Source organism: Streptomyces sp. NPDC048275 (assembly GCF_040652275.1).
GTDB lineage: Bacteria > Actinomycetota > Actinomycetes > Streptomycetales > Streptomycetaceae > Streptomyces.
Window position 1 is genome coordinate 24,659 of record NZ_JBEZLR010000004.1, and the last position, 16,514, is coordinate 41,172.

At 71.4% G+C, this 16,514-nt stretch carries 11 protein-coding genes; 8 read left to right on the forward strand and 3 right to left on the reverse strand.

Annotated elements, in window-relative coordinates:
* Positions 1 to 114: 114 nt before the first annotated feature.
* A complete protein-coding gene (locus AB0D57_RS04075; RefSeq protein WP_362066730.1) occupies positions 115 to 966 on the forward strand; it encodes a chitosanase in 852 nt (283 codons plus the stop codon).
* A 199-nt stretch (positions 967 to 1,165) separates the two neighbouring features.
* Here the strand turns inward: AB0D57_RS04075 and AB0D57_RS04080 are convergent, their stop codons facing one another.
* The 3 genes from AB0D57_RS04080 to AB0D57_RS04090 all read right to left on the reverse strand — a co-directional run bounded on the left by AB0D57_RS04080 (position 1,166) and on the right by AB0D57_RS04090 (position 8,312).
* Positions 1,166 to 2,626 carry a glutamate synthase subunit beta gene (locus AB0D57_RS04080; protein ID WP_362066732.1) on the reverse strand — a complete coding sequence of 487 codons (1,461 nt, stop codon included), beginning with the start codon at positions 2,624 to 2,626 and terminating at the stop codon, positions 1,166 to 1,168.
* Positions 2,619 to 7,214 (reverse strand): glutamate synthase large subunit, encoded by a 4,596-nt coding sequence (gene gltB, locus AB0D57_RS04085; protein ID WP_362066734.1) that lies wholly within the window; start codon positions 7,212 to 7,214, stop codon positions 2,619 to 2,621. Before gltB ends, AB0D57_RS04080 begins: the two co-directional genes overlap by 8 nt.
* Before the next feature lie 366 nt (positions 7,215 to 7,580).
* Positions 7,581 to 8,312 (reverse strand): VIT1/CCC1 transporter family protein, encoded by a 732-nt coding sequence (locus AB0D57_RS04090; RefSeq protein WP_362066736.1) that lies wholly within the window; start codon positions 8,310 to 8,312, stop codon positions 7,581 to 7,583.
* A 248-nt stretch (positions 8,313 to 8,560) separates the two neighbouring features.
* Here AB0D57_RS04090 and AB0D57_RS04095 point away from each other — a divergent pair, with 248 nt between their 5' ends.
* From AB0D57_RS04095 to AB0D57_RS04125, 7 genes are read left to right on the forward strand one after another with little or no spacing between them, the layout of a single operon-like run.
* On the forward strand, positions 8,561 to 9,736 hold the full coding sequence (locus tag AB0D57_RS04095; protein ID WP_362066738.1) for an ADP-ribosylglycohydrolase family protein: 1,176 nt from the start codon (positions 8,561 to 8,563) through the stop codon (positions 9,734 to 9,736).
* The gene (locus AB0D57_RS04100) at positions 9,733 to 10,980 is read left to right on the forward strand and encodes an ADP-ribosylglycohydrolase family protein (RefSeq protein WP_362066740.1); all 1,248 of its coding nucleotides are present in this window, start codon (positions 9,733 to 9,735) and stop codon (positions 10,978 to 10,980) included. The genes AB0D57_RS04095 and AB0D57_RS04100 overlap by 4 nt, the downstream gene beginning before the upstream one ends.
* 7 nt (positions 10,981 to 10,987) lie before the next feature.
* The gene (locus AB0D57_RS04105; RefSeq protein ID WP_362066742.1) at positions 10,988 to 12,157 is read left to right on the forward strand and encodes an ADP-ribosylglycohydrolase family protein; all 1,170 of its coding nucleotides are present in this window, start codon (positions 10,988 to 10,990) and stop codon (positions 12,155 to 12,157) included.
* Positions 12,145 to 13,515 carry an ADP-ribosylglycohydrolase family protein gene (locus AB0D57_RS04110; protein ID WP_362066744.1) on the forward strand — a complete coding sequence of 457 codons (1,371 nt, stop codon included), beginning with the start codon at positions 12,145 to 12,147 and terminating at the stop codon, positions 13,513 to 13,515. The genes AB0D57_RS04105 and AB0D57_RS04110 overlap by 13 nt, the downstream gene beginning before the upstream one ends.
* Complete coding sequence (gene rbsK / locus AB0D57_RS04115) at positions 13,512 to 14,423, forward strand: ribokinase (protein WP_362066746.1); 912 nt, start codon at positions 13,512 to 13,514, stop codon at positions 14,421 to 14,423. The genes AB0D57_RS04110 and rbsK overlap by 4 nt, the downstream gene beginning before the upstream one ends.
* A complete protein-coding gene (locus AB0D57_RS04120; protein WP_362066748.1) occupies positions 14,420 to 15,643 on the forward strand; it encodes a CoA transferase in 1,224 nt (407 codons plus the stop codon). Before rbsK ends, AB0D57_RS04120 begins: the two co-directional genes overlap by 4 nt.
* Positions 15,640 to 16,488, forward strand: coding sequence for a CoA ester lyase (locus AB0D57_RS04125; RefSeq protein WP_362066750.1), 849 nt, complete (start codon positions 15,640 to 15,642; stop codon positions 16,486 to 16,488). Before AB0D57_RS04120 ends, AB0D57_RS04125 begins: the two co-directional genes overlap by 4 nt.
* The last annotated feature ends 26 nt before the right edge of the window (positions 16,489 to 16,514 follow it).

Here is a 16,514-nt window from a genome sequence, read left to right on the forward strand (position 1 = left end):
GCTGTTGGTGCTGTTGGTGCTGTCGGTGCTGTTGGTGCTTTCGGCGAGGGGGAGGAAGGCGGCGGAACCGAAGAACGGGACGCCGTTACGGCCACCGCGCCTACTCTGTGCGCCATGAAGCGAGCCGGTCGTCTGCTGTTGGCCACCGTCCCTCTCCTCGCCGCGGCGGCGGCCTACTTCGCCCTGCCCGAGCCCGCGGACACGGCAGACGCCCGGGCCGACGCCAAGGCGGAGGCGAGCGTGTCGCAGCAGGCCCCGCCGCCCGGCCTCGCCGCCCCGGACAAGAAGGAGTCGGCCCAGCGGATCGTGTCGAGCGCCGAGAACTCCACGCTGGACTGGCGCAGCACGTACGCCTATATCGAGGACATCGGCGACGGTCAGGGCTACACGGCGGGGCTCATCGGCTTCTGCACCGGCACCCACGATCTGCTCGTCCTGGTCGAGCGCTACACCGTCGACCACCCGGACAACCTCCTCGCCCGCTATCTCCCCGCGCTGCGCGAGGTCGACGGCACGGACTCCCACCAGGGCCTCGACGGTTTTACGGCAGCCTGGCGCAAGGAGGCCTCCGTCGCCGCCTTCCGCAAGGCCCAGGACGCCGAACGCGACCGGGTCTACTTCGACCCCGCGGTCCGCCTCGCCGAACACGACGGCCTGGGCACGCTGGGCCAGTTCGTCTACTACGACGCGATGATCATGCATGGCCCCGGCACCAGCCCGGGCAGCTTCCACGATCTGCGCGAACGCGCCATGGCCGGGGCCGACACCCCCGCCGAGGGCGGCTCTGAAAGGTCCTACCTCGACCTCTTCCTCGACATCCGCCGCCACGCCATGAAGTCCAAGAACGCCCACCGCGACACAACCCGCATCGACACAGCCCAGCGAAAGTTCCTCCACGAAGGCAACTTCAACCTGGACACCCCCCTGGAATGGAAGGTCTACGGCGACACATACAACCTCCCATAACCCACCAGCCGCAACACACCCACACCCCGGCCAGCCACCCCCAGCCCGTCCGGCGTTTGAGGACGAGCCCCTCAGGCGATCCCCCCGCGCAACCGCCGGAGGCAGACGCACCACGGCGCCCACCACCGTCCGGTCGGGGACAAGGCAGGCGCCGCGTTCGTTTCCGTACGCCGTTGTACGGGACGTCTATTAACGAGGGTCAGACCATCAGGGAACGGTCCGTGGGACGGATGGGGGCCGGCAGGTCGCTCGCACCGGTGAGGAAGCGGTCGACCCCGCGGGCGGCCGAGCGGCCCTCCGCGATGGCCCAGACGATGAGGGACTGGCCGCGGCCCGCGTCACCGGCGACGTACACGCCGGGGACATTGGTCGCGAAGTCGGCGTCGCGGGCGATGTTGCCGCGCGCGTCGAGCTCCAGGCCGAACTGGGAGACCAGTCCGTTCTCGACGTCGGTGCCCGTGAAGCCCATCGCCAGCGTCACCAGCTGGGCGGGGATCTTGCGCTCCGTGCCCGGCTTCTGGTTCAGCTTGCCGTCGACGAACTCGACCTCGACAAGGTGCAGCCACTGGACGTTGCCGTCCTCGTCGCCCTCGAAGTGCGTGGTCGAGACGGAGTAGACCCGCTCGCCGCCCTCCTCGTGCGCGGAGGTGACCTTGTAGAGCATCGGGAAGGTCGGCCAGGGCTGGCCCGGGTGCCGCTCCTCGCCGGGCTGCGGCATGATCTCCAGCTGCGTGACCGAGGCCGCGCCCTGACGGTGGGCCGTGCCCACGCAGTCCGCGCCCGTGTCGCCGCCGCCGATCACCACGACGTGCTTGCCCTCGGCCGTGATCGGGGGCGCCACGAAGTCGCCCTCCTGCACCTTGTTGGCCAGCGGCAGGTACTCCATGGCCTGGTAGATGCCCTTGAGCTCGCGGCCGGGGGCCGGGAGGTCACGCGCGGTCGTCGCACCGGCGGCGATGACCACGGCGTCGTACCGCTTGCGCAGGTCCGTCGCCTTGAGGTCGCGGCCGATCTCGATGCCCGTGCGGAAGCGGGTGCCCTCCGCGCGCATCTGCTCGATGCGCCGGTTGATGTGCCGCTTCTCCATCTTGAACTCGGGGATGCCGTAGCGCAGCAGGCCGCCGATGCGGTCCGCGCGCTCGTACACGGCGACCGTGTGGCCCGCCCGGGTCAGCTGCTGGGCGGCGGCGAGGCCCGCCGGGCCCGAGCCGATGACCGCGACCGTCTTGCCGCTCAGGCGCTCGGGGATCTGCGCGGCGACGTCACCGCTGTCCCACGCCTTGTCGATGATCGAGACCTCGACGTTCTTGATGGTCACGGCGGGCTGGTTGATGCCGAGCACACACGCCGACTCGCACGGGGCGGGGCACAGCCGGCCCGTGAACTCCGGGAAGTTGTTCGTGGCGTGCAGGCGCTCGGACGCGGCGGTCCAGTCCTCGCGGTAGGCGTAGTCGTTCCACTCGGGGATCAGGTTCCCCAGCGGACAGCCGTTGTGACAGAACGGGATACCGCAGTCCATGCAGCGCGAGGCCTGCTTGGAGATGATCGGGAGCAGCGAGCCGGGAACGTAGACCTCGTTCCAGTCCCTGACGCGCTCGCCCACCGGACGGGTCCTGGCGACCTCGCGGCCATGGTTCAAAAAGCCCTTGGGATCAGCCATTGGTCGCCGCCTCCATCATCTTCTCGGTGATCTCGGACTCGGTGAGTCCGGCTCGCTCGGCGGCGTCCTTGGCGGCGAGCACTGCCTTGTACGTGCTGGGGATGATCTTGCTGAAGCGGTCCACCGCCGTGTCCCACTCGGCCAGCAGCTTCTCGGCGACGGTGGAGCCGGTCTCCTCCTGGTGGCGGCGCACCACGTCGTGCAGCCACTGCTTGTCGCCGCTGTCGAGCTCCTCGACGGCGCCGGCGCTCGCGACGTTGACGTTGTCATGGTTCAGGTCGATCACGTAGGCGATACCGCCCGACATACCGGCCGCGAAGTTGCGGCCCGTCTCGCCGAGCACCACCGCGTGGCCGCCGGTCATGTACTCGCAGCCGTGGTCGCCGACGCCCTCGGACACGACCGTCGCGCCGGAGTTGCGGACGCAGAAGCGTTCGCCGGTGCGGCCGCGCAGGAAGAGCTCGCCGCCCGTCGCGCCGTACGCGATGGTGTTGCCCGCGATCGTCGAGAACTCGGCGAGGTGGTCGGCGCCCCGGTCGGGACGGACGATCACCCGGCCGCCGGAGAGGCCCTTGCCGACGTAGTCGTTGGCGTCGCCCTCCAGGCGCAGCGTGACACCGCGCGGCAGGAAGGCACCGAAGGACTGGCCCGCGGAGCCGGTGAAGGTGACGTCGATGGTGTCGTCGGGCAGGCCCGCGCCACCGAACTTCTTCGTCACCTCGTGGCCGAGCATGGTGCCGACCGTGCGGTTGATGTTGCGGATCGCGACCTGGGCGCGGACCGGCTGGGCGTCGGTCGAGGAGTCGGCGGACAGCGCGTCGGCGGCGAGCTTGATCAGCTCGTTGTCGAGCGCCTTCTCCAGGCCGTGGTCCTGCTCGATGACCTGGTGGAGGGCGGCGCCCTCGGGCAGCTCGGGCACGTGGAAGAGCGGCGACAGGTCCAGGCCCTGTGCCTTCCAGTGGCCGACGGCCCGCTCCACGTCGAGGTGCTCGGCGTGGCCGACAGCCTCCTCGATGGTGCGGAAGCCCAGCTCGGCGAGGATCTCGCGGACCTCTTCGGCGATGAACTTGAAGAAGTTCACGACGTACTCGGCCTTGCCGGCGAACCGCTCGCGCAGCACCGGGTTCTGGGTGGCGATGCCGACCGGGCAGGTGTCCAGGTGGCAGACGCGCATCATGACGCAGCCGGAGACGACGAGCGGCGCGGTCGCGAAACCGAACTCCTCGGCGCCGAGCAGCGCGGCGATGACGACGTCACGGCCGGTCTTCAGCTGGCCGTCGGTCTGCACGACGATGCGGTCACGCAGGCCGTTGAGCAGCAGGGTCTGCTGGGTCTCGGCGAGGCCGAGCTCCCAGGGACCGCCCGCGTGCTTCAGCGACGTGAGCGGGGAGGCACCCGTACCACCGTCGTGACCGGAGATCAGTACGACGTCCGCGTGGGCCTTGGAGACACCCGCGGCGACCGTGCCGACGCCGACCTCGGAGACCAGCTTCACGTGGATGCGGGCCTGCGGGTTGGCGTTCTTGAGGTCGTGGATCAGCTGAGCCAGGTCCTCGATGGAGTAGATGTCGTGGTGCGGCGGCGGCGAGATCAGGCCGACGCCGGGGGTGCTGTGCCGGGTCTTGGCGACCCAGGGGTACACCTTGTGGCCGGGCAGCTGGCCGCCCTCGCCGGGCTTGGCGCCCTGCGCCATCTTGATCTGGATGTCGTCGGCGTTGACGAGGTACTCGGACGTCACACCGAAGCGGCCGGAGGCGACCTGCTTGATGGACGAACGGCGCGCGGGGTCGTAGAGCCGGTCGGCGTCCTCGCCGCCCTCACCGGTGTTGGACTTGCCGCCCAGCTGGTTCATGGCGATGGCGAGGGTCTCGTGCGCCTCCTTGGAGATGGAGCCGTACGACATGGCGCCGGTGGAGAAGCGCTTGACGATCTCGGAAGCGGGCTCGACCTCGTCGATGGAGATCGAGGGACGGTCCGACTTGAAGCCGAAGAGTCCACGGAGCGTCATGAGCCGCTCGGACTGCTCGTTCACGCGGTCCGTGTACTTCTTGAAGATGTCGTAGCGGGCGGTGCGCGTCGAGTGCTGGAGGCGGAAGACCGTCTCCGGGTCGAACAGGTGCGGTTCGCCCTCACGGCGCCACTGGTACTCGCCGCCTATGTCCAGGGCACGGTGTGCGGGCGCGATGCCGGAGGCCGGGTACGCCTTGGCGTGACGGGCCGCGACCTCCTTGGCGATGACGTCGAGGTCGGCGCCGCCGATCTTCGTCGCCGTGCCGTTGAAGTACTTCTCGACGAAGGCCGTGTCGAGACCGACGGCCTCGAATACCTGCGCGCCACGGTAGGAGGCGACGGTGGAGATGCCCATCTTGGACATGACCTTGAGGACGCCCTTGCCGAGCGCGTAGATCAGGTTGCGGATGGCCTGCTCGGACTCGATGCCCTGCAGGAAGGTGCCGGCGCGGACCAGGTCCTCGACCGACTCCATCGCCAGGTACGGGTTGACCGCAGCGGCGCCGAAGCCGATGAGGAGGGCCACGTGGTGGACCTCGCGGACGTCGCCGGCCTCGACCAGCAGGCCCACCTGGGTGCGCTGCTTGGTGCGGATGAGGTGGTGGTGGACGGCCGCGGTGAGCAGCAGCGACGGGATCGGCGCGTGCTCGGCGTCGGAGTGGCGGTCCGACAGGACGATCAGACGGGCGCCGTTGTCGATGGCGGCGTCGGCCTCGGTGCAGATCTCCTCGATCCGCGCGGCGAGGGAGTCGCCTCCACCGGAAACCCGGTACAGGCCGGACAGCGTGGCGGCCTTCATGCCAGGCATGTCGCCGTCGGCGTTGATGTGGATGAGCTTGGCCAGCTCGTCGTTGTCGATCACCGGGAAGGGCAGCGTGACGCTACGACACGACGCGGCGGTCGGCTCGAGGAGGTTGCCCTGCGGGCCCAGCGAGGAGCGCAGCGAGGTGACGAGCTCCTCGCGGATGGCGTCCAGCGGCGGGTTGGTGACCTGCGCGAACAGCTGGGTGAAGTAGTCGAACAGCAGCCGGGGACGCTGCGAGAGGGCCGCGATCGGCGAGTCCGTGCCCATGGAGCCGAGGGGCTCGCCGCCGCTCTTGGCCATCGGCGCGAGGATGATGCGCAGCTCTTCCTCGGTGTAGCCGAAGGTCTGCTGGCGGCGGGTGACCGAGGCGTGGGTGTGCACGATGTGCTCGCGCTCGGGGAGGTCGGAGAGCTCGATCTCGCCGGCTTCCAGCCACTCGGCGTACGGCTTCTCGGCGGCGAGGCCCGCCTTGATCTCGTCGTCCTCGATGATGCGGTGCTCGACGGTGTCGACGAGGAACATCTTGCCGGGCTGCAGGCGGCCCTTGCGGACGACCTTCGCGGGGTCGATGTCGAGGACGCCGACCTCGGAGCCGAGGACGACGAGGCCGTCGTCGGTGACCCAGTAGCGGCCGGGGCGCAGACCGTTGCGGTCGAGGACCGCGCCGACCTGGGTGCCGTCGGTGAAGGTGACACAGGCCGGGCCGTCCCAGGGCTCCATCATCGTGGAGTGGAACTGGTAGAAGGCGCGGCGGGCCGGGTCCATGGAGTCGTGGTTCTCCCACGCCTCCGGGATCATCATCAGCACGGAGTGCGGGAGGGAGCGGCCGCCGAGGTGGAGCAGCTCCAGGACCTCGTCGAAGGAGGCGGAGTCGGAGGCGTCGGGCGTACAGACCGGGAAGATCCGGTCGAGGTCCTTGTCGGCGCCGAAGAGGTTGGAGACGAGCTGGGACTCGCGGGCCACCATCCAGTTGCGGTTGCCCTTGACCGTGTTGATCTCGCCGTTGTGCGCGACGAAGCGGTACGGGTGGGCGAGCGGCCAGCTCGGGAAGGTGTTGGTGGAGAACCGGGAGTGCACGAGCGCGATCGCGGAGGCGAAGCGGCGGTCGGACAGGTCCGGGAAGAAGGGCTCGAGCTGGCCGGTGGTCAGCATGCCCTTGTAGACGATGGTGCGGGCGGAGAGGGACGGGAAGTACACATCCGCCTCGCGCTCGGCGCGCTTGCGCAGCACGAACGCCTTGCGGTCGAGGTCGATGCCCTCGCTGACGCCGTCGGTCACGAAGATCTGACGGAAGACGGGCATCGTCGAGCGGGCGGTGGCTCCGAGGAGATCGGGAGCGACCGGGACCTCGCGCCAGCCGAGGACGGTGAGGCCCTCGTCGGCGGCGATCGTCTCGATCTGCGAGACGCGGTCCTCGGCGCCGTCGCCGGGCAGGAAGGCGATACCGACCGCGTACGCGCCGGCCGCGGGCAGCTCGAATTCGGCCACCTCACGGAGGAATGCGTCCGGGACCTGGGACAGGATGCCCGCACCGTCGCCCGAATCGGGCTCGGCACCGGTCGCACCGCGGTGCTCCAGGTTGCGCAGAACCGTGAGCGCCTGCTCGACCAGCGCGTGGCTCGCCTCGCCGGTGAGGGTGGCCACGAAGCCGACGCCACAGGCGTCGTGCTCGTTGCGGGGGTCGTACATACCCTGCGCAGCAGGGCGAGCATCCATGAAGGACCAGTTCTGGCCATTCGTGGAGTGCTGGGACGGCTGGCGCGGCGTACGCATCGGCTCTCCCGTCGTCGTCGTGGCATATGCAATGTGCCGAGGGACGACGTTGGCCCTCTGCTGGGGGTGCAAAATTTCGTGCAGGTTACATGATGGAGCGGTTCTCGGAAACTGAAAACGTCGTTCCAACATGCGGACACCGCGGGGTCGCGGCGGGGGTACCGCGCTCAGCGGTGGAGTTAAGGGGACCTAAGCGGACAGATCAATGCCCGTGGGCCCGGAGCACGACAGGCAACGTCGCCGGCCACGCCGATGCGGTGCGGGCCTCATTGCCCACAGCGCTTACGGCTCATGCCCGGTGGTTAAGGGATCGAAACCGTCGAGTAACGACTACTTATGCAGTCCCTTGCATAGTCGCTCGTCACATCATCCTACGGCGGTACCCAGCAGACTGCCCAGGACGTACGTCACACCCGCCGCGGCGGCCCCGAGAGCGAGCTGCCGAATTCCGCTGTACCACCAGGTTCGCGCCGTCACACGGGCCACGATCGCGCCACAGGCGAAGAGCCCGATCAGCGCGAGCAGCAGCGCGGGCCACAGGGCGGTCGCACCCAGCAGATACGGGAGCACGGGGAGCAGCGCACCCAGGGCGAAGGAGCCGAAGCTCGACACGGCGGCGACGGTCGGGGAGGGCAGGTCGCCGGGATCTATGCCCAGCTCCTCGCGCGCGTGGATCTCGAGGGCCTGCTCGGGGTCGCGCGAGAGTTGCCGGGCAACCTGCCGCGCCAGCTCGGGCTCGACGCCGCGTGTCTCGTAGAGCGCGGCGAGCTCGCGCTCCTCGTCCTTCGGGTGCTTTCTCAGCTCCCGGCGCTCGACGTCGAGCTCGGCCTCGACGAGTTCACGCTGCGAGGCGACGGAGGTGTACTCGCCGGCGGCCATGGAGAAGGCACCGGCGGCGAGGCCGGCAAGCCCGGTGATGACGATCGTCCGATGGGAGACGGATCCGCCGGCGACACCGGTCATCAGGGCGAGGTTGGACACGAGCCCGTCCATCGCACCGAACACGGCCGGGCGCAACCAGCCGCCGTTGACATCCCGGTGTGTGTGGTTGTCGCGGTGCGCCTCGTGCAGTGTCGCTTCGGTCTCGATGATGGACATACCTCTCCCCCAGAGTGACTGATTGGACTACTTCTACTTTTCGACAACTCTGAAACTACGCCGGGAATTCCTGGCCCGCCAGCAAGGAAAGGCTGGTCTAACCTGCGGTTTTGTCTCTCCTCGCTCATCCGTGGAAGGTAATGCACAGGTGTCGACCGGGTGAATACGGGGGTACGTGAGGCTCTCCTCCTGCCCTGCGGTGGGACACATCCCCAAAGGGCTCTGCGCCCTGAGAGGAGAGGCACCGTATGGCTTCCATCGCCTGCATTCCCTCCGTCCCGGTGCCGGGGGACGCCGCCGGTCTCCGTGAACGGGCACGCGGCGCGCTGCTCGGGCTCGCCGTCGGGGACGCGCTGGGCGCGCCCGCCGAGAACATGAAGCCGTCGGAGATCCGTGCGAAGTGGGGCCGGATCACGGGGTACGTCGCCGAGCAGCCGGCCGGGACGGACGACACGGAGTACGCGATCTTCTCGGGGCTGTTGCTGGCCCGGCACGGCTCGGCGCTCACCGTGACCCACGTCGAGGCGGCCTGGCACGAGTGGATCGCGGACCAGGACGAAGGGCCGTTCCGGGGCGCGGGGTTCAGTGAGCGCGGCACGCTGGAGAACCTGCGCCGGGGCCTCGCGGCACCCATCTCCGCCCAGCACCGGCATGCGTGGAGCGACGGGCTCGCGATGCGCGCGGCGCCCTTCGGGGTGTTCGCGGCGGGCCGCCCGGCCGAGGCGGCCCGGCTGGTGGCCATCGACGGCTCGGTGAGCCACGACGGGGAGGGCATCTACGGCGGCCAGGCGGTCGCGGCGGGCGTCGCGGCCGCGATGGGCGGCGCCCCCACCATCGCGGTGGTCGCCTCCGCGCTGGCCGTGATCCCGGACGACTCGTGGACGGCACGCTCCCTGCGCCGCGGGGTCGCCGTCGCCCACCGCGGCGAACGTGCGGTGCGCTCGGCGGTCGTCATCGGCGGCTACCCCTGGACGGACCTCGCCCCCGAAGCCGTCGCCCTCGCCTTCGGCGCGTACGCCGCCGCCGACGGCGACTTCACCGAATCCGTCCTCACCGCCGTCAACATGGGCCGCGACGCCGACACGACGGCGGCGGTGGCGGGCGCACTGGCCGGGGCGACGCGGGGCGCCGCATCGATCCCGGCCGCCTGGGCGAGCGTCATCGGCCCGGCCCGCGGCAGCTGCCTCCCCTCGATGGCCGGCCACCACGTACTGGACGTGGCGGAACTCCTGACGCCGGGCGACGACGGAAAGTGGGGAACGAAGGGGTACGCACGAGAGAAGGGCAGACGCGTACGAAGCGGAGCCGAGCCTGCCCGGGGCGCCCGGGGCACGGCACTGCCGGTGCGGGGAACGGCCCCGAGCCCGTACGTCCTCACCACCGATTGCGTCCTGGCCCCCGAAGACGACGAGGTGCAGCCATGAGCCCCGGCCTGGTGGGTGACGAACCCGGCGAGGGATCGGACTCCGCGGCGGAGCCCGATACGGACGTCACCGACGCCGCACCACTCGACCCGCGTCCCCGCCGTATCGAAGGCCTCCTGCTGGGTCTGGCCGCGGGCGACGCCGCGGGCTGGCCCGCCGCCCGGCACCGTGCCGCCCGCATGCCCGAGTGGACGCGGCGGCTGACCCGGGAACTGGACACCTTCGCGGAGCAGAACGCGACGACGACCCTGCCCGTACCCATCGCGCTGAACCAGCCGCCGGAGCCGCTGCGGCTGGGCCCCTCGGACGACGCGGAGTGGGCGGCGTTCGCGGCGGAGGCCGTACTGCGGGCCGGGGACGGCAGCGCACTCGGCGACCTGAGCCGAGAACGCCGGATGAGGGCATCCATCGACCTGTCCTGGAACGCCATCGCCAGCGAGGTCGCCGCGGCGGCGGAACGCGCCCCCGAGGTCGAGTCCGCGCTGCTGCCCCTGCGCGCCCGGATCTCCGTACGGGCCGGCCTGGGCAACCTCGCCACCGGTCTGCGCCCGCCCGCCACCGGCCACGACAACCCCCACTACTTCGACGACGCGGCCTGCGTACGGGCCTGTGTGCTCGCCGTGGCCCACCCGGGCGACCCCCGGCTCGCCGCGGAACTCGCCGAGTTCGACGCCCGCTACACCCAGGACGGCGACGGTGTGCACGGCGCCCGCGCCATGGCCGCCGCCCTCGCGCTCGCCCTCGCCGGGGCCGACGTCGAGGCCTGCGCGGACGCGGCCCTCGCCGAACTGCCCGAGTCGACCGAGATCGGCCGCAACGCCCGGCACGCACTCCGACTCGCCCGCGAGAGCCTCGGCGACAGCGGTAACGGCAGCGGTCACCGCAGCGGAGGAACATTCGCTCTCATCCCCCTTCTCGAACACCAGATCGTCGACCACGTCTACAGCTACGGCGTCGCGGCAGCCGAAACCGTCCCGGTCGCCCTGGCCCTCGCCACCGCCGCGCGCGGCCGGATCGCGGAGGCGGTGCCCGCCGCCGCCTGCCTGTCCCGCGTCGCCGACTCGGCCCCGGCCCTCGCGGGCGCGCTCACCGGCGCGCTCGGCGGCGGCGCCGCGATCCCCGCCACCTGGCGCGACGCCTGCCGCACCCTCTCCGGCTGCGCCCTGCCCCGTCTCACCGGCACCGACCTCATCGGACTCGCCGACCTCCTGGAAGCCACGGAACTGGCCACCCCGGAGGGATGATTCGGGCATGACGCCCAAAGGAGAAGGAACGGGAACCCTCGACGAACGCATCACCGGAGCCCTCGTCGGAGCCGCCGTCGGCGACGCCCTCGGCGGCCCGGTCGAGGGGTACTCCCCCGCACAGATCACCGAACGGCACGGCGGCCGCGTCCACGGCATCGTCGGCCCCTGGAACGGCGACGCCTGGCGCACCGCCCGCCCCATCGCCCCGTACCACAAGGGCGATGGACACGTCACCGACGACACCTTGATGACCCACGCGCTGATCCGCGTGTACGCCACGGTCCGCGACCATCTCGACGCGTACGCCGTCGCCGAGCACCTGGTCCCCGACCTGATGACGAACCTCCGCTGGATCCCGGAACTCCAGGCCGAGGCGCTCCCCCTCCAGCGGATCTTCCTCGCCGAGAAGTGGCTGGTGGCCCGGCTCCACTACGGCCATGTGGACCCCCGGGAGGCCGGCGCGGGCAACATCGTCAACTGCGGAGCCGCGATGTACATGGCTCCGGTCGGCCTGGTCAACGCGGCCCACCCGGCGGGCGCGTACGCCGAGGCCCTGGACGTCGCGGGCGCGCACCAGTCGTCGTACGGGCGGGAGGCGGCGGCCGTCTTCGCGGCGGCGGTGGCGGCGGCCTGCACACCCGGGGCCACCCCGGCCTCCGTGGTCGACTCCTGTCTGGCCCTGGCGAAGGACGGTACGCGCGCCGCCATCGAGGCGGTCTGCGAAGTGGCCGCCCGGCACACGGACTTCGAGTCGGCGCTGGTCCCGCTGCGCGAGGCGGTGGCCCCCTACGACACGGTCGGCCCGGACTACCGCGCCCCGTCCCTCGGCGCCCGCCGCCCCTCCCGGCTCCACTCCATCGAGGAACTTCCCATCGCCCTGGGCATGTTGGTGGTTTCCGCAGGCGACTACCGGCACGCGGTCCTCGGTTCGGTGAACTACGGCCGCGACTGCGACTCCATCGCCACGATGTCCGGCGCCCTCGCGGGCGCCCTCGGCCGCGAGGTCCCGCACGACTGGGCCAAGACGGTCGCGGAGTCCAGCCGCTTGGACCTGCACGCCCCGGCGGCGGACCTCGCGGAGGTGACCCGCGAGATCTTCGAACGGGACGTACGACGTCGCCATGCGCACGAGTCGGCGTACGCCGAGCTGGCGGGGACCCCGTGCTCCGACTGACCTGGGTCCAGCCGGAGGACCTTCTCGGCCACGAACTCCACCAGGCATACCAGGACGGCCGCGAGCCCGGGCCCATCGCCGCCCGCTGGCGAGCGGCGGGCGGCCCCGAGTCCCCGCTGCGCGCGGGCGCGTCCCCGACTCCGGCGTCCTCGTACCTGCGCGTACTGGCGAATGACCTCCTGGACGAACTCACGGACCTGCCGAGCAGGTTGAGGGACACGGAGCCGACAGACCTCACCCGCATCAGGAGCCACTGCCCGAACTGGCCGTCGCCAGAGACTGCGGAAACCCCGCCCCCAGCCCACACCCAGGCCCGCCTGGAAGCCGCCTGGCTCGGCAGAGCAGCGGGCTGTCTGCTCGGCAAACCCGTGGAGAAACTCCCCCTCAAAGGGATCAGGGAACTCGCCCGAGCCACCGGCAACCGGCCCCTGCACACCTGGTTCACCGCACAGGGAGTCCCGGCCGATCTCCTCCGCACCTACCCCTGGAACAAGCGCTCCGCCCCCACCTCCCTCGCCGAGAACATCGACGGCATGCCGGAGGACGACGACCTCAACTACCCCCTCCTGAACCTCCTGCTGCTCCAACGCCACGGCAGCGACTTCACCACCACGGACGTGGCCCGCCTCTGGCTGGACGAACTCCCCGCGGGCCGCACCTTCACCGCGGAACGCGTCGCGTACCGCAACCTCCTCGCCGGCGTCGAACCCCCACGCACCGCCCGCCACCGCAACCCGTTCCGCGAATGGATCGGCGCCCTGATCCGCGCGGACGTGCACGGCTGGACGAACCCGGGCGACCCCGCCTTTGCCGCGGCACAAGCTCACCGCGACGCCGTCCTCACCCACACGGCGAACGGCGTGTACGCCGCCATGTTCGCCGCCGCGACGATCGCCGAGGCGGCCGGCGGCCGCAGCGACGTCCACGCCTGCCTGCGCACGGGACTGTCCGTCGTACCCCCCGCCTCCCGCCTGGCGAAGGCGGTCCGGCAAGCGGTCCGACTCGCCCGTACGAACGGGGACTTCGACACCGTCGTCGACGAACTGCACACGACCCACCGCGGCTACCACTGGGTCCACGCCATCCCCAACACCGCTCTGATCGCCGCCGCCCTCACCCATGCGGACGGCGACTTCGGCGGCTCGATCTGCCGCGCGGTGTCCGGCGGCTGGGACACCGACTCCAACGGTGCCACGGCAGGCAGCGTCGCCGGCCTCCTCGCGGGCTCCCCCGCCGCCCTTCCCGACCACTGGACCACCCCCCTCAAGAACCGACTGTCCACCTCCGTCGCCGACTTCAACGGCATCGGCTTCGACACCCTCGCCCAGCTCACACTCCGGGAGACCCGCCACCCATGACCCACATCGCCGTACTCGGCAGCACGAACATGGACCTCGTCGCGTACGTCGCCAAGGCCCCGCAGCGCGGCGAGACGGTCACGGGACGGGAGTTCCGTACGACCCCCGGCGGCAAGGGCGCCAACCAGGCGGTGGCCGCGGCACACGCGGGCGCCGACGTCTCGATGATCGGCGCGGTGGGCGCCGACGCCTTCGGCTCCCACCTCCGTACGGCCCTGGAGCACTCGGGCGTGGACACCGACCATCTGCGCACCACCGAGGGCCCGTCCGGCACCGCGCACATCGTCGTCGACGACGAGGGCGCCAACGCGATCGTCGTCGTCCCGGGCGCCAACGGCACCGTCACCCACCTCGCCCCCGGCGACGAGGCCCTCATCACCACCGCGGACACGCTCCTGCTCCAGCTCGAGATCCCGCAGGCCGCCGTCCTCGCGGGCGCCAAGGCCGCCCGCCGCCACGGTGTCCGGACGATCCTGACCCCGTCCCCCGCGCAGCCCCTGCCGCCTCAACTCCTCGCCGCCATCGACCTGTTGGTACCGAACGAACACGAGGCAGCCGCCCTCACCGGCCTCACCGATCCCCGCGAAGCCGCCACCGCACTGCTCGACCAGGTACCGCAGGTCGTCATCACGTTGGGCGCGGCCGGCAGCCTGTACGCGGCCAGGGGCGCCGAACCCCTCACCGTGCCCGCGCCGCACGTCACCGCCGTGGACTCGACGGGCGCGGGCGACACCTTCGTCGGCACGCTCGCGGTCGCGCTCGCCGAGGGCCGGTCCATGCCGGCGGCCCTGGCGTGGGCGTCGGCCGCCGCCTCGCTGGCGGTGCAGCGAGCCGGGGCGTCGTCCTCGATGCCGTACCGCTCCGAGATCGACGCCCAGGCGTCACGGCACCCGCAGCACACGTCATGAGCGCCCACACGGAAGCCGGCCGCACCGGTACGCCACAAGGTCCCCTCACCGGCCTGCGCGTCCTCGACCTCGCCACCCTCTTCGCCGGGCCGCTCGCCGCCACCATGCTCGGCGACTTCGGCGCGGAGGTCGTCAAGGTAGAGCACCCGGCCAAACCCGACCCGTCCCGGGGCCACGGCCCGTCGAAGGACGGCATCGGTCTGTGGTGGAAACTTCTCGGCCGCAACAAACGCACGATCACCCTCGACCTGTCGAAGCCCGGAGGCCGCGCGACCCTGCTGCGCCTCGCCGCCACCGCCGACGTGATCATCGAGAACTTCCGCCCCGGCACCCTGGAGAAGTGGCACCTGGGCTGGGAGGAACTGTCGGCCGCCAACCCCCGCCTCGTGCTCGCCCGCGTCACCGGCTTCGGCCAGTTCGGCCCGTACGCGCACCGGCCCGGGTTCGGCACGCTCGCGGAGGCGATGAGCGGCTTCGCGGCGATCACCGGCGAACCGGACGCGCCACCGACCCTGCCGCCCTTCGGCCTGGCCGACTCGATCGCGGGCCTGGCGACGGCGTACGCCGTGATGACCGCGCTCCGGGCCCGTGACCTGTCGGGCCACGGCCAGGTGATCGACATGGCGATCATCGAGCCGATCCTCACCGTCATCGGCCCCCAGCCGCTCTGGTACGACCAGCTGGGCCACGTCCAGCCCCGCACCGGCAACCGCTCCGCGAACAACGCGCCGCGCAACACCTACCGCACGGCGGACGGTTCGTGGGTCGCCGTCTCGACCTCGGCGCAGTCGATCGCCGAGCGGGTGATGCGGCTGGTCGGACGTCCGGACCTGATCGAAGAGCCGTGGTTCGCGACGGGCGCGGGCCGGGCCCGGCACACGGACGTCCTGGACGAGGCGGTGGGGGCGTGGATCGCCCGCCGCTCCCGCACCGAGGTCGTGGACGCCTTCGAGAAGGCGGAGGCGGCGGTGGCCCCCATCCAGGACGTACGGGACGTGATGGCGGACCCGCAGTACGCGGCCCTGGACACGATCACCACCGTCGACGACCCCGAACTGGGCCCCCTGCGCATGCAGAACGTCCTCTTCCGGCTCTCCGCCACCCCCGGCGCGATCCGTTGGGCGGGCCGCCCGCACGGCGCCGACACGGACGCGGTCCTCGCCGAACTCGGCCTGTCCGGCGCCGAGATCACGACCCTCAGATCGGAGGGCGCCCTGTGACACTCCCGGGCTTCCCGCTCACCTGGCTGTACGTCCCCGGAGACCGGCCCGCGGTCGTGGCCAAGGCCCTCGTCTCCGGGGCCGACGTGATCCTGATCGACCTCGAGGACGCCGTCGCCCCGCACCGCAAGGAGTACGCCCGCGACGCCACCGCGGAGCTGCTCTCGGACCCGCTCCCGATCCCGGTCCACGTCCGCGTGAACGCCCTGGACAGCCCCCTGGCCGCGGCCGACCTCAAGTCGCTCTCCTCGCGCCCCGGCCTTACCGGCCTCCGGCTGCCCAAAGTGACCTCGCCCGCCGACGTCGTGCGCGTCGCGGAACGCGTCGCCCCCGCCGAGGGCGGCGCGATCCCCCTGTACGCCCTCCTGGAAACGGCCCTGGGCGTGGAGCGGGCCTTCGCCATCGCCTCCGCCCATCCGGCGGTGCGCGGCATCGCGCTGGGGGAATCGGATCTCCGCGCCGACCTGGGCGTGCGGGAGGACGCGGGCCTGGACTGGGCGCGCGCCCGCGTCGTGGTCGCCGCCCGGGCAGCCCATCTGGCGCCGCCCGCTCAGTCGGTCTACCCGGACATCCGCGACCTCGAAGGACTGACCGCCTCCTGCGCCCATGGCCGCGCCCTGGGCTTCCTCGGCCGCGCGGCCATCCACCCCCGTCAGCTTCCGGTGATCGAACGTGCCTATCTCCCGACCCCGGCCGAAGTCGAGGCCGCCCAAGCGGTCGTCAACGCGGCCACCGCCGAACCGGGCGCCCAAGCCCTCCCCGACGGCCGCTTCGTGGACGCGGCGATCGTGGCCGGCGCCCACCGCACACTGACGCTGGCCCGCCGCAACGTCCTGACGCGGTAGGCACGGGTACGTCGAAGGGGGCGCCG